Source organism: Paenibacillus sp. FSL L8-0470 (assembly GCF_038008625.1).
Lineage (GTDB): Bacteria > Bacillota > Bacilli > Paenibacillales > Paenibacillaceae > Paenibacillus_AQ.
The window spans coordinates 7,262,873-7,276,721 of sequence record NZ_JBBOZM010000001.1 but is presented as its reverse complement, the minus strand read 5'-3'; the positions used below and the strand labels follow the sequence as shown (position 1 = coordinate 7,276,721).

At 43.7% G+C, this 13,849-nt stretch carries 12 protein-coding genes and 1 pseudogene; 7 read left to right on the top strand and 6 right to left on the bottom strand.

Annotated features, from left to right (window positions below; translation table 11 throughout):
- Positions 1 to 394: 394 nt before the first annotated feature.
- Positions 395 to 892, bottom strand: a complete 498-nt coding sequence (locus NST99_RS33190) for a DinB family protein (protein WP_341097416.1) — start codon at positions 890 to 892, stop codon at positions 395 to 397.
- A gap of 183 nt (positions 893 to 1,075) precedes the next feature.
- On the opposite strand from NST99_RS33190, the gene NST99_RS33185 reads away from it, so the two are divergent.
- Positions 1,076 to 1,483 (top strand): hypothetical protein, encoded by a 408-nt coding sequence (locus NST99_RS33185; RefSeq protein ID WP_341097415.1) that lies wholly within the window; start codon positions 1,076 to 1,078, stop codon positions 1,481 to 1,483.
- Positions 1,484 to 1,499: 16 nt separating this feature from the next.
- Here NST99_RS33185 and NST99_RS33180 read toward each other — a convergent pair whose 3' ends face one another.
- Positions 1,500 to 3,263: a sensor histidine kinase gene (locus NST99_RS33180; RefSeq protein WP_341097414.1), complete on the bottom strand. Its 1,764-nt coding sequence runs from the start codon at positions 3,261 to 3,263 to the stop codon at positions 1,500 to 1,502.
- Between the two features lie 4 nt (positions 3,264 to 3,267).
- Entirely contained in the window at positions 3,268 to 3,975 is a 708-nt protein-coding gene (locus NST99_RS33175; RefSeq protein ID WP_341097413.1) for a response regulator transcription factor, read from the bottom strand.
- A gap of 199 nt (positions 3,976 to 4,174) precedes the next feature.
- On the opposite strand from NST99_RS33175, the gene NST99_RS33170 reads away from it, so the two are divergent.
- Entirely contained in the window at positions 4,175 to 5,185 is a 1,011-nt protein-coding gene (locus NST99_RS33170) for a M23 family metallopeptidase (RefSeq protein WP_341097412.1), read from the top strand.
- Between the two features lie 80 nt (positions 5,186 to 5,265).
- On the opposite strand, the pseudogene NST99_RS33165 reads toward NST99_RS33170, so the two are convergent.
- Positions 5,266 to 5,580: pseudogene (locus NST99_RS33165) on the bottom strand (aldo/keto reductase); the annotation flags it as partial.
- A 203-nt stretch (positions 5,581 to 5,783) separates the two neighbouring features.
- Between NST99_RS33165 and NST99_RS33160 the strand changes: the two are divergent.
- The 3 genes from NST99_RS33160 to NST99_RS33150 all read left to right on the top strand — a co-directional run bounded on the left by NST99_RS33160 (position 5,784) and on the right by NST99_RS33150 (position 8,306).
- On the top strand, positions 5,784 to 6,350 hold the full coding sequence (locus NST99_RS33160) for a TetR/AcrR family transcriptional regulator (RefSeq protein WP_341097411.1): 567 nt from the start codon (positions 5,784 to 5,786) through the stop codon (positions 6,348 to 6,350).
- Between the two features lie 127 nt (positions 6,351 to 6,477).
- The gene (locus NST99_RS33155; RefSeq protein ID WP_341097825.1) at positions 6,478 to 7,599 is read left to right on the top strand and encodes an ABC transporter permease; all 1,122 of its coding nucleotides are present in this window, start codon (positions 6,478 to 6,480) and stop codon (positions 7,597 to 7,599) included.
- The gene (locus tag NST99_RS33150) at positions 7,599 to 8,306 is read left to right on the top strand and encodes an ABC transporter ATP-binding protein (protein ID WP_341097410.1); all 708 of its coding nucleotides are present in this window, start codon (positions 7,599 to 7,601) and stop codon (positions 8,304 to 8,306) included. Before NST99_RS33155 ends, NST99_RS33150 begins: the two co-directional genes overlap by 1 nt.
- 204 nt (positions 8,307 to 8,510) lie before the next feature.
- Here NST99_RS33150 and NST99_RS33145 read toward each other — a convergent pair whose 3' ends face one another.
- Both NST99_RS33145 and NST99_RS33140 read right to left on the bottom strand, forming a co-directional pair.
- Positions 8,511 to 10,430, bottom strand: coding sequence for a sensor histidine kinase (locus NST99_RS33145; protein WP_341097409.1), 1,920 nt, complete (start codon positions 10,428 to 10,430; stop codon positions 8,511 to 8,513).
- On the bottom strand, positions 10,423 to 11,136 hold the full coding sequence (locus NST99_RS33140) for a response regulator transcription factor (protein ID WP_341097408.1): 714 nt from the start codon (positions 11,134 to 11,136) through the stop codon (positions 10,423 to 10,425). The genes NST99_RS33145 and NST99_RS33140 overlap by 8 nt, the downstream gene beginning before the upstream one ends.
- A 205-nt stretch (positions 11,137 to 11,341) precedes the next feature.
- On the opposite strand from NST99_RS33140, the gene NST99_RS33135 reads away from it, so the two are divergent.
- Both NST99_RS33135 and NST99_RS33130 read left to right on the top strand, forming a co-directional pair.
- A complete protein-coding gene (locus NST99_RS33135; RefSeq protein ID WP_341097406.1) occupies positions 11,342 to 12,679 on the top strand; it encodes an ABC transporter substrate-binding protein in 1,338 nt (445 codons plus the stop codon).
- Positions 12,680 to 12,859: 180 nt separating this feature from the next.
- A complete protein-coding gene (locus NST99_RS33130; RefSeq protein ID WP_341097404.1) occupies positions 12,860 to 13,828 on the top strand; it encodes a helix-turn-helix transcriptional regulator in 969 nt (322 codons plus the stop codon).
- Positions 13,829 to 13,849: the final 21 nt, after the last annotated feature.

The following is a 13,849-nucleotide window of genomic DNA, read 5'->3' as shown; positions in this document are numbered from 1 at the left end:
GATTATGGCGTACATAAATGCCCGGACGGCAGACTCTGCTATTGGGGTATTCCGCGTACAGAGTGTTATGGTGAAGAGTATTTCTTTGATAATGCCCCGGTTAACTTTGGTGGTTATTTTCAGGATTTTAAAGATTTGGTTATTGAACACAAAGAGTATTTGTTCTCTGGTGTTGGACTAATCGATCAACGAAATAATCAATTTTGCATGTTAGTTAATCGTGGAAATGATTTTCGTATAATTATTTTGGCGTCGAATGGTAAACTTATGCTTCGTTTATACCCTTTCGTAAAGCTGGCAGGCGCAGCAACTGTATTAAGCAATGTAAGTACGGGAACCGGATGAAAGTCTTGTGGTGGGAATTCTACCCTAACAAGGGCGTGATTCCCAATAATTAGGCCGGATAGCCGCCTCCGGGCGGTGGCCAGGCCCCATGCAGGCGACGGAGCAGAACGATTTCTCCTAGATGGTAGGAGTTATGTGAGGCGATATTGCGTAAAATGCCTCCCTTGGTCTCACCGGGAAAATTCGCGAGTGGCTCGTCGAGCTGGGCGGTCTGAGCCATAGCGACGGCCTTCTCAATTCCTTGCAGCAGATGCGCAGTGACATCCCGAAGCTGTGCCTCATCCGCCGGGGCGTCCTCATCAGGCCAGCTTTCCTGAATACTTCCAGGTTTCTGAGGTTTGCCGCCTTCCAGGTGGGTCAGCATGAAATCCTGCCAATAGCTCATATGCTTCAACAACTGGTAGATCGTATACGGGACCCCTTCCGTGTGTTGCCCGGCAAGCTCCAGTGTAATATCCGGCAAGGCTCTGGCAATCGGAATATGGCCACGTTCTCCAACTAAAGATTTCACAAGTGCTTGACTAAAAGCTGGATTGGATTCGGACATCAGTAGGCTCCTTCTTATGATATGTATTAGTTAACGAAAATACATTTTGTAAAATTTAATTTAACGAAACTAAATATACCTGTATTCAGTATAATAGTCAATCCTAAAAAATGCTGTAGTTATCCATTCTGATAGCGGGTATCTCAGTGTATTTTCCCTGACTTTTATTTATGAAAAAGCCGGATGAGTGCGGATATTTCTTCTATCACTGAGGATGATTGGTCCAACACAGAGGCCAAAATTCATCCTTATCAAAAATCCAAGACACTCGCTGAAAAAGCTGCCTGGGAATTTATTCAACAGGAAGGGAAGGGGTTAGAATATTCTGATTATGTGGATGTCCGAGATGTTGCAGAGCTGCATAACCTGGCAATGGTCCGTCCCGAAGCAAATGGAGAGCGGTTTATAGCTTCTAGTGCAGAGAATCTTTCAACACTTGAGATTGCAAATATTCTGAGGAGAAAGGAAGTTCCAATTAAGAATGATTGCAACTCTCCTGAAAGTGATCAAGGGACAGATGAAGGTATAAGTTATTATAGAATCAACTATTGGACCTGGCGAAAAAATAGACTAAATTACTTCACACCATAATTTAGGATGAATTTTATTATCTTGTCGTGCTAAAGACTAATGAAATTGTCGTACCAGTCCCCAATTGACTCTCTATTTCGATCTGCCCCCGGTGTTGGATCACAAGCTGCTTGGAAATTGCCATACCGAGTCCAGTACCTTGGATTAATTCATCCGTATTGGTGCCGCGATAGTAGCGCTCGAATAGCAATTCCTTCGTTTTTTTATCTATGCCTACTCCGTTATCTTGTATCTGGATTACAAATTGTGAAACGTTATTCTTACCTATAGAAACGTTGATCGAAGTACCTTCAGGATTGTGGAGGGCAGCATTTGCAAGCAGATTCTCCAGAGCGCGTCTGAAGTATCTGGCATCTATCGGATAGGTAATCGGTGCTTCCGAAGCCTTATAATGAATTGGAACATCGGCGAATTGAGGATGCTGTTTCCACTTTTGAATGGTTTGATCGATGAATTCATTCATGTCTGTCGGGATGAATTCAAAAGCAAAGGCTTCGTTTTTCAACCGATATGTTAAGGTTAAATCGTTGATCATTTCATCCATATAAGTGGATTTCTCACGCATAATAGCTGCAAATTCACGAATTTCTGCTTGTGACCATTCATACGTTCTCGATTCCATTATATGTGCGTACCCCATTATGGAAGAAAGCGGCGTCTTCATATCATGCGACACACCTGCAATCCACTCTTCTCTTGTGATCTCCAGCTGCTTACGAATATGCTCGTTCTTCTGTAATGTCTCTGTTAGGTGTGCTAAGGATTCTATCAATTCGGCATGTACGCGGAATCTTTCTTTTAAATGTCCAGATTGCTTACGGCTAAGAGGCATCCCATTTGAGTTAGGACTGATCGGTTCACGTAATTCGCCCTTGGCCAAAGAGTGAAGCCAATCAATCATATGCAGAATAGGTGTCCCAAACCGGTGACCGTACCAAAGAGCAAGAAGCAAGAAGAGAATAAGAATCATCACAAGCAAAGCAGCAGATTTCCAGAAGAATAAAGTAATATCTTCCTTATACGTATCGCCATTGACCCATGAAGCCACCGTTGTAGACAGGGGAGCATGAATGATCCAGGTGCTGCCTGCCGCAGAATCATAAACCGTAAATGATTGCATGCCATAACGTTCCGGATATTGGTTACGCAGCATCAAATCCTGAAGGCTATAATGATCTGGCGCTTCGCCCCTTTGTCCGTAACCTCCTAGTACCTTCCCATTATCATCGAGCAGCTCGATCCAGCCATGAATATCATCAAGCTGCTGCTTGAAGCTCCCGTTCACTTCGATCTTGCCCGCTCTCCATGTCACTTGCTGCAGCAAGTTTTTTTTGAGCATGGCAATATCATTCTTCACTCCGTATAAGAGGGTATAGGTTTGTCCATCCAGCTCTTGAATCCATGCATATAGTCCGTAAGGGAAATCCATCTCCGCTTTCCAATAGCTCATCAGCTCACCAGGAGTGTAACGTTCGGGTACATCAGCTGGAGTATTGTAAGCGGCAATAGTTTCTCCACCCTTACTTATGACCTGTAGCCAGCCCCCCTGCTCGCGTACCTCGGCAAGAAGCTTCGGATCAAATTGTATTTTACCGTCATGATGGGTAATGGAGTCTGTGAGCACAGGCAAACTGGGTTTAATGAAGTCTAATTGTTGATCAAGCCGCTCCAGCTTTACAATGCTTAAAGTAAATGTACCTAAAAACAGAACAAATAGAAGGACGCCGATAAACAGCAATTGCCTAATATATTGAAGGATAAACCTTTTCTTGATGTTCATCGCATTAACCCTCAGATTCACGAACAAGTTTGTACCCTAAGCCACGTGCCGTAATCAAATATACTGGCTCACTGGAATTGGGTTCAATGCGCTCGCGAATACGATGGATATGAACCATGACTGTATTGTCGTCACTAAGACTTTGCTCGCCCCAAACCTGCTCATACAGCTGCCTTTTACTGAATACCCGGTTGGGGTTTTGGCAAAAAAACAAGAGGAGCTGAAAGACCTGAGCCGGACAATCGACCGTGATATCATTCACGCGAAGCTCTCCGGCATATTCGTCAACTTGAAATGTTCTGTAAGTGTATATCCGGTTCATATTGGGAACATCGGCAGTTTTGAGATACCGACGCAGCTGTGCCCGGACACGCGCAATCACTTCTAGCGGATTGAACGGCTTCGTAATATAATCATCGCCCCCAACGGCAAAACCGGTCAATTTATCAAAATCGCCTATCCGAGCCGTTAAGAACAGGATAGGGGCATCCGTCGTTTGCCGAATCCATGGACAGATTTCGAAGCCGTTTTGCTTCGGCAGCATAACATCAAGTAGAATGAGATCATACTTGGTGGTTTGGCAGGCTAATATGGCCTGTTCTCCTGTTGTGGCCGTATCAATGAGCGGGAATCCCTCTTTATTTAACACTGTTTTCAATAGCTTTAGAATGGACGATTCATCATCCACAATTAGAATCTTTGATTGATTCATCTCTTCCTTAGCTCCCTATTACATAACTTGGTATCCATTTAAATATATCATTTATTTTGTTTCAGCAGCACAATATGGATATTAACAGAACCTTAATTCTCCAATCGCTGATTAATACAATCATAAGGTTTCGTTTCGCAGGTGTTAAACTTCATCGCATACACTTATCCGTGAAACCCATATAAAGGAGAGGAAATGGATGAACAATATCATTAGCAAAAGAAGCCTGATGCTGCTTAGCCTCGCTGGCACACTGACTGTGGGCTCACTCGCAGCCTCGGCGTCGGCTGAGTCCGCCAAGCCTGAGGTCGTATCAGCAAGCTCTGTCCCGAAAGTAGCAGTAGCGACTTCTTCCATCCGGCCGGACCAACTTTTAAAACTGTTGCAGCAAGAGAAATATGAACAAATTTATGGACAACTCGGAGCCGAATTCAAGAAGCAATTCTCGTTAAAGGATTTCAAGAAACAGGTCAGCATAAACCACAAGAACGTCACATCCTATAAACTGGTTAGTCATTTTCTCATAAACAATACCAGCTACTATGCTTGGAAGGACCCCAAAGGGGAAAAAACGATACAAGCTCTGTTTGACAGAAAGAACAAGATAGAGGGTCTAATATTTAGTACGATGCAGCAGTATCCTGAGACGGATGCGAAGCGTACTCAAACGACTTTTGAACTTCCTTTTCAAGGGAAATGGTTTGTCTATTGGGGGGGCACGAATGAGCTAATTAATTATCATTACGGGGCCGAGCAGCAGCGGTATGCGTATGATCTCATCGTGGTGAACAATGGGTTTAGCTATAAAGGCGACGCCACCAAAAATGAAAGCTACTTTGCTTTCGGAAAACCTATTCTGGCTGCCGCAGCGGGCAAAGTCGTGAAAATCGTCAATGACGTCCAAGACAATAAGCCTGTTGGTACGGAGAATACGGAGCAGATCGCCGGGAACCATGTCATTATCGATCATGGCAATGGAGAGTTCAGCTACTACGCTCATCTGCAAAAAGGATCGGTCAGCGTCAAAGCCGGCGACGTAGTGAAAGCCGGAGATACACTGGGTAAATGCGGCAACTCGGGTAATTCCAGCGAACCACATCTTCATTTCGAGGTTGCCAACAGCGCGGAACTGTACACTACGAAGTCACTGCGCGTTCATTGGAAGGACGCCGATGATTATGAGCAAGGTGCATATATATTAGCGCCCTAATCGGACTTCAGTACCGAAGAGTAGAAGATGATTCAATAATTAAAAATGAGTTTGTCTATGACCGAGGTTTACAGGTCGAGTCACCAGCTGCCCATCCTCTTGGCGACATCCGGATCGTGGTACGATAAGAAGAGACTTTCCCGCGTATCGAGGGTTGAAATTTGTTCCATATCGTCGGCGCGGAGCTCAAAATCGAAAATGTCGATGTTTTCGGCGATCCGCTCTTTGCACACCGATTTTGGAATGACAACGACTCCACGCTTGACCAGCCAGCGAAGCACGACTTGGGCGATGGACTTGTTGTGTTTTTCTGCGATCAAGGCCAGCACTTCGTTGCTGAACATGTTGCCCCGTCCTTCAGCGAATGACGCCCACGACTGATGCTGAACTCCCTGCTACTTCATGAGCGTACAGCGCAATCAAAACAACATTCGGATGTTCGACGGGGAATCACCTCACGCGCTATTTACCCAAGTCTACTTCCAGGAGATGAATGCCTATGGCACCAACTAAACATATGATAAACTGATAATAAATAGAATTAGAGAATAGGACAACTTTTAACACAGATCTTAAATGATAAAAAGGAAGAGATTCAATGGGAAGAAAACAGTCTTTTACGGAGACAGAGCTGCTGGATACAACAAAAAAATTAGTGCTTGAGTATGGGTACGACGGTTTTCATCTCAAGCTGCTCTCACAGCATCTGTCAGGAGCCCGAAGCACTATTTATCAATATTATTCTAATAAAGAAGAGATTGTGGCTGCTTGTATGAAGCGCGTAATGGCAACGGTATTAGCAAATGCATCAGCCATTGATGAGGCTGATTCCATGGACGCCCTCGAACAGCTACTTCTCGTTTACGTAGAAGAGTCTGCGCTACATCAGCTTTTAGGAAATGCTGCTAAAATTAATACTGCTAATTCTTCTGCAGCAGCGCGAGATCTTGAATTTATTGAGGAAGCACATAAGACTCTTAAAATACAATTGTCACGTTTGTTTGAACGCGCACAACAGGAAAAAAGCCTGAGACAGGATATCCCACTTCCTGTACTTATTGGTGTTTTTTTTAACTTAATTGATACGCCTAATATGTTGAATATCCCTGTTCCTGCTTGGGGAAAGCTGTTGTTTCAAATGTGGATCGGAGGAGCCAAGAGCTAGCCGCAGTCTTGGATTTAATTTGACACAAGTGTCATTTATATTGTTTAATTAATGTGTCGAGTGTGATAGTGTTTTTAATTTGACACAAGTGTCAAAAAAATATAGGGATAAGGAGTTGGAAAAGAAAATGTTTTTAGCTATGAAAGAATTGATGCATAGTAAAATGAGATTTTTAATGATCATCATTATTTTTGTACTAATTGCTTGGTTGGTATTTATCTTGTCAGGTTTGGGGAATGGATTATCTACGCTAGCTGCGTCAACATTCAAGACTATGAAGGCTGATTATGTCATTTTTGAAGAAGGGTCCCAGTCCTCAATGAGTAAGTCGCTGCTGTCTGATCAATTAATGGCGGAGGTGGAGCTACTACCAAATGTGAGTGCTGCCGCACCTATGGGAAGTACGATGGCAACAGCGTTGAAGGAACAAAGCACCAAGAATGAAGATAAGCTGGATATCGCGATTATAGGAATTAACCCAGGAAGCTTCTTGGAACCGGCTATCGTAGAAGGGGAAGGCCTATCTTCTGAGAACCCTACTGGTGTCGTAGTAAATTCGTCCATGAAGGATGAGGGATATAACATTGGTGACACTTTTCAATTAGATGCCACGACGGAATCATTGACGATTATCGGATTTGTCGAGAATCAGACCTATAACCACGTTGCATCAGTATTTACTCCAATGGTTGAATGGCGGAAGATTACCTTTGCGGCTCCGGGTTCGGATAAAGGAGTTGCAGGGCCCGTTAATGCGATTATGTTACAAGGCAAGGATATCGATCCAGATTTAATTAATAGTAAGCTATCAAATACGGATACGGTTAACCGAGCGGCAGCCGTTCAAGGAATGCCAGGGTACAAAGAAGAGAACGGTACTATTTTAATGATGCTTGCATTTCTGCTCGCTATCTCCGCATTCGTGCTTGGGGTGTTCTTTTATGTAATTACGATGCAGAAGACCAACCAGTTCGGCATTATGAAAGCTATAGGTGCTAGTAACAGATTCTTGGGCAAAGCCATTGTATCGCAAGTGTTTGTGCTTTCGCTGACTAGTATTGTAGTTGGAATCTTACTGACTTATGGAACAGCTGCCATTATGCCGAAGGGTATGCCGTTCAAGCTGGAAACTAGTCTTGTCGTCACGTATTCTGTTATTTTGCTAATTATCGCTATGTTAAGTTCGATGGTATCTGTTCGCAAGATTACAAAGATTGATCCGCTCAAAGCGCTCGGGAGGGTTGAATAATGACTAAGGGATTGCAATTGAGTAAAGTCACAAAGTATTATGCCGAAGGAAGCAATCGGATCGCGGCACTCGATCATGTGTCAATATCAGTGGAACCGGGCGAGTTTGTTGCTGTAGTTGGACCGTCGGGTTCAGGTAAAAGTACGTTTTTGTCTATTGCTGGAGCACTACTTAAGGCTTCAGAAGGAGAGGTTAAGCTGAATGGACATAATATTTCTACACTTACTGCCAAAGAACTAGCGAATATAAGACTACAAGAAATCGGATTTATTATGCAATCATCGAATTTGGTTCCCTATTTAAATGTTCTTGATCAATTGCTAATAGTAAAAAGGATGTCGGGAAAGGTTAACAGGGAGGATAAGGAATTCGCCACTAAGTTGCTGGAAGAGTTGGGTCTGGGCTCGAAGTTAAAAAGCCTTCCGGAAGAGTTATCAGGTGGTGAGAAGCAACGGACAGCGATTGCCCGTGCTTTAATTAATAATCCCAACATCATCTTGGCGGATGAGCCGACAGCAAGTTTGGATACCAAGCGCGCCCATGAAGTGGTCAGTCTAATTGCGCAAGAGGTGAAGTCACGCCAGAAGGCGGCGATTATGGTTACCCATGATGAGCGTATGCTTGAATATTGCGACAAGGTATACCGGATGGAAGATGGGAAATTGTCGTTGGCTGAATCGTCAAGATCAGAGGTAGCCCATGTTTGAGTTCTTTCTTTTCCTTCATCTTACAGCACTTTCCTTCTAGAAATGTAGAATATAACAGGACGGAGGCCATCCCGCAAAGGATGGCTTTTAAACTTGCCGCTACAGATAGCACGGTGAGCCTTATCATAAGTTGGGCGAAACTTGGTTGTAGGAAGCCCGAAGGGCGAATTCCCTGACGATGTCCACTACAATTTAGGTTGAATTCTACAAGGGCTCACTTTGGCCGTTGGCTTTTCGTTTATAGTTTTTCTCGACAGGAAATTGGAAGCCCCAGTCTCCGGCGAGCACACGCTGCTGAGCCGGGCCCTCGAACAGGACTAAACCTTTTACGTTGACTTTCAACATGAACTTGTCTGGAGGCGGGGTCCCGTTGAAAGAATAATTGATGGTGCCGTTCTTGGCCAACGTTACACCTGAATCCGTGGTGATGCCGGGAACTGCCTGTATCGTTGCAGAGTCCAATTGAAAAGTCGGCTTCACCGATTGTTCCACCCATTGCGACTCCGATATCTGGTTAGAATGTTTCATGGAGTATTGGATAATTAGGCTTTGACCGTCGAATAAGTAATGATGAATGAGAAGTGTATAGCCTTTGTCTGTTTTACCGGTTATTAAAACCATCTCGTTATTTCTGCTTGTTGGCATCAGCACTGAATCGCCATTTTCATCCAGCTTCACCATAAGCGAGGAGATAAATGAATTCTTAACGCTGAATACCACCACCGCACAGACGAGGAACACGATCATCGAACCTGCGGCTACCCTAGATTGGAATAAGCTTCGTTGCTGAAGTGATATTCTTTGTTTTGGCGTTAGGCCTCGCTCGGGGAGCACGGTCGGTAACCGTTTAAATTCATTATGGACTATATCCGGAGCAGCCGCATGCGCCTGATTAAGGTCGGAAATCGAGAACCTTGTCTCAAATGTAGTTGCCTTCTTGCTGCTGTGTGCGGTGATACTCCCTCCGTGTACCTCGATAATGCTTTTCGCGATGGCCAGTCCTAGACCTGTCCCCCCGGTCTGCTTCGACCTAGAGCGCTCCACCCGGTAAAAGCGTTCAAAAATAAAGGGCAAGTCCCGTTCTGGAATGGGGTCTCCATAATTTTGGATCCGCACGATCAGCACATCTCCATCCTTAGCAATATCGATATCGATATATTTTCCCGCCTGCCCGTACTGGATGGCATTGGCGATTATATTCTCGTACGCCCGTACCAACAACCCTCCGTCCGCTTGGATCTTGAATTCTCCTTCTTGCATGTTCAGCCTGATTTCCATACCTGCGTTCTCCGTAACCGGCACGAATTCCTCTTCCAGCTGAAAGATCAACCCGGCGATATCGAGCTCGCTCAGTTCCAGAGGCATGCCGTTGTTGATTCGCGTATATTCAAACAGTTCGTCGATCAAGCGCCGGAGCGACAAGGATTTCTCATAAGCGATGTTGATGTAATAACGCATTTCCAGTTCATCCTGATACCGATCCTCCTCAATCACTTCGAGAAAACCGAGAATCGAGGTCAGTGGAGTGCGCAGGTCATGCGATACACCGGTAATTAAGTCGTTTTTGGTCTTTTCCGCCTTACGCTCCTCTGCTATCGAATGCTTCAACTGTATACTCATCTGGTTGATACTGAACGCGACCTCGCCCAATTTGTTACCTGGAATTTCTGGAATTTGATGGCCGAACTGCCCGTTAGCAATCTTCTCCAAACCACAGGTGATTTCCGCCAGATAATGATTCCATTCGCTGCTGAGCTGATTCACACTCTCTGCGACAACGCTTAACTCATCCGTGCCCTTTACCGTGACCACACGCCCGAACCGGCCTGCCAATATTTCCTGTAATCCTGCGTTGATTTCGCGCAAATCCCGAACCAGACGGAGGCTGGCAAGGAAAAAAGTAATGGGAAAGAGAATGATACCGGTTATGATCATCATGCGGACGGATCCGGCATGCTCAATGCTCCAATTGACCGGGGCAGCCACGTATTTGACTTTTTGCAGCTCTCCGGCCATGAAATATCCGAAAAAAATAGCCGCGCCTGTTAAGGCCAGGCTTGCAACCATGATCAGCATTAATCTCCAACGAATCGTATACAGCCACTGTAGTTGAATCCTACTCACCCCTTGCTTTTAGATCGCTTTCGATTTTGTATCCAATCCCCCAGACGGTTTTGATTATCCTCGGTTCGCGCGGCTTAGCTTCTATCTTTTCACGAAGCTTTCGGATATGAACCATGACACTATTCTTTGACTCCATAAAGGGCTCGTTCCAGACCTCCTCGTAGATGCGATCCATGCTCAGCACCATTCCTCTATTGACTGCCAGCATGTGAAGGAGCGCGAACTCGCGGGGAGTCAGCTTGATCTCCTGCTGGTCCACTGTTACCGTATGGGACGCGATATTAATAACGACGTTTTCAATATGTATTTCGTTCACGTTAGCCGCAGCGGAGTTGAACTGGTTCATCCTTCGAAGCTGCGACTTGATGCGTGCAATCAGCTCGAGCGGGTTGAATGGTTTGGTTACGTAGTCATCGGCGCCGATACTGAGGCCTGATATTTTATCGATATCCTGGTCTTTAGCCGAGAGCATGATAATGGGAATTGGATTTGTTTCTCGTATTTTCATACAGGCTTGCAACCCGTCCATCTTGGGCATCATTAGATCCAGTACAATTAAATCGACCTGCCGGGTCTGCAGAACCTCCAGGGCCTCCAGTCCATTTGACGCTTGCAGGAGCCTGTAGCCTTCGTTATTGAAATAAATATTCATCAATTGGATAATTTCCGCTTCGTCATCTACCATCAAAATTGTGCTTTCCGCCATAGGTCCTCCCTTAGTTCTCGTATCTTTCTTAAATTAAAGAGTAGAACAATAATTATAAGCGATATTTCTTATGCAATGGATAACGCCAGCAATATTTAAGGAAATGATAAGAATTTCGGTAGCCGGCTGATAAGCTTTCTCTTCTATACTTGGTTCAGCACAAGTGAATAATCGTTTAAACAACAAATGAGTGGAGGTTATATTTTTGAAGATTAATCTATTAAAGAAGGCTTTAATCGTTAGTTTGAGTGCTATGCTATTGGTGATTTCAGCAGGTTCTAGCCTAGACCCAAAAGTTTCTGCTAATTCAAATACCCAGGTAGACACGAAACAAACGCTAAAGGTGCTCTACAAAGAGAAATATTTTTTCGATGAGGAATTGTTCAAACAGCAATTTCCCAATACTCAAATTCAGGAAGTTAAATGGGATGGGAAATCGGATTTAAAAGCTTTTATCGCCAAGCAGTCACCTGACGTTATGATGTTGAACACTCTTGAATATCAGCAGCTGTCCAAGGAGAATCAGTTAGCAGAACTCGGCCAGTTAATTAAGGCTGACAATTATGATACTACAACAATGTATTCTGGATTGCTGGACGCACTCAAAGTTAATGGAAAGCTTTACGGGTTAAGTCCAACCTTCAATACAGAGTCCATTTTCTACAATGCCGACTTATTTGAAAAATATAATGTTCCATTGCCGAAGGACGGAATAACTTGGCAGGAAATATTGGAATTAGCCGCTAAATTCCCGACTTCCGGAAATAAAGACACCCGCATCTGGGGACTTTACTATCCTCTTGATAATTACACCTATCTAATCAATGACATAGCAACTTCCGAAGGGTTAACCCGGTATAATCCTAATACTCTTAAAGCAACTATGAATACAGCGGCTTGGAAAAGGGTATTCAGTATGGCTATTACTGCAATAAAATCCAATACCATAGAAGGATCGAATACAACTGGCTATTCCAATGATCCTTTCATTATGGGACGGGCGGCGATGACGGTAAGTACTCAAAGTATGGAAACTTTAAGAGACTTAACTGCGGATAAAGCTGCTGTAGCCAATTATAAACCTTTTACTGTTAAAATAGCCGCGGGTCCTGCAGATCCTAAGAATCTGAAAACAACACGGAATATCCATCTTCCTTCGATCATGACGATTAAAACTAGTTCTGCTAATAAAGATCTTGCTTGGAATTTCATCAAGTTGTATAACGGAGCGGATTATGCTAAATCCAAATCCATATCAGATCGGTTTTTAGGTTATTCCCTAACCCGTATGGATTATAGTAAAGAGTACCATGGTTATAGCTTAGAGACCTTCTATAAATTAAAACCAAACCTGGAAACACCGCCATATGTTAATCCAATAGGGAATCTATTTAACGATTTACAGTATTCAGTTATACTGCAGAGTGAACTGAAACAGGTATTAAGCAACAAAAAGACACTAGACAAAGCGCTAGTTTCAATTCAAACACAAGTTCAAAAGAGCCTTGATGATGCTGTGAAAAAGCAGAAAGCGAAGAAATAACTCAGGAGCTAGGCGTACCCGATTCGGTCATCATGGAAGACAAACGCTTATTAGCTTAACCCGAGAAGCCACTCCTTAGTTTCGGTTCGGATTTCTCTTTTCCGCAAGTGAAATCAAGCAATGCAATTTCCATTACTCTACAATGACTATAGAGTGGTTGAAACGAGGTGAACAGGCCGATTGTACGAGTGGCACAAGCAAATCCAAATAATCGTTAATGAAATTGACGAGTGTATTAAGAATCGTAACAGTGAAGCAATAACGCTACGATTTCTTTCTCACAAGTTAGGTTATTCCGAATTTCATACTACGAGAAAATTCAAGGAAATATCGGGTATGCAATTTAGGGATTATCTGCGGCATAGAAAATTAGCCTTTGCACTAAAAGAGGTTCGGGATAGTGAAAAAAGCATTTTGGATATTGCTTTTGATTATGGTTTTTCATCACATGAAGCTTTTACCAGGGCTTTCAAGGGAACATATGGTGTAACTCCAAGTGAATACCGAAAAAAGCCTATGCCTGCAGTCCTTCGTACAAAAATAAACTCTTTCGACCGCTACTTTTTCGGAGTTGGAGAGATGGGTATGATGAAATCTACAGATGATGTTAACATTTATTTTGTAACCATTCCCGCACACAAATTTTTGCACATTAAAAACTATGAGAGTAATGGGTATTGGGATTTTTGGCAAAAGCAAAGCCTTATTCCGGGACAGGACTGCGAAACAATTTGCGGCTTACTCGATAGTATCAAGGGCAAATTGGATGATGATGGCGGGAGTGAATCTAACGGTGGCAGCGGTCAGATTATGGCTTACATTAATGACCCGGATGGCAGACTCTGCGATTGGGGGATTCCACGTATAGAGTGTTTTGGTGTACGTCTTCCTTTTGACTATAAAGGTGAAGTACCACCACAAATGCTTATGATTGATGTTCCCGAAGCCGAGTATATTGTTTTTGAACATGGGCCATTCAATTATGAGCAGGAAAATCGTAGGGTGGAGGAAAAGATGGAAAAGGTAATGGCAACTTTTGATTTTGCAGACACTGGTTACTGCTTTGATACTTCCCCTGGGAGAATCATTTACGTTTATCACGATCCGGAGCGGTTTTTGAAGTATATCAGGCCAGTACTGAAGTCATAATCAATAAAAACCACCTGCACA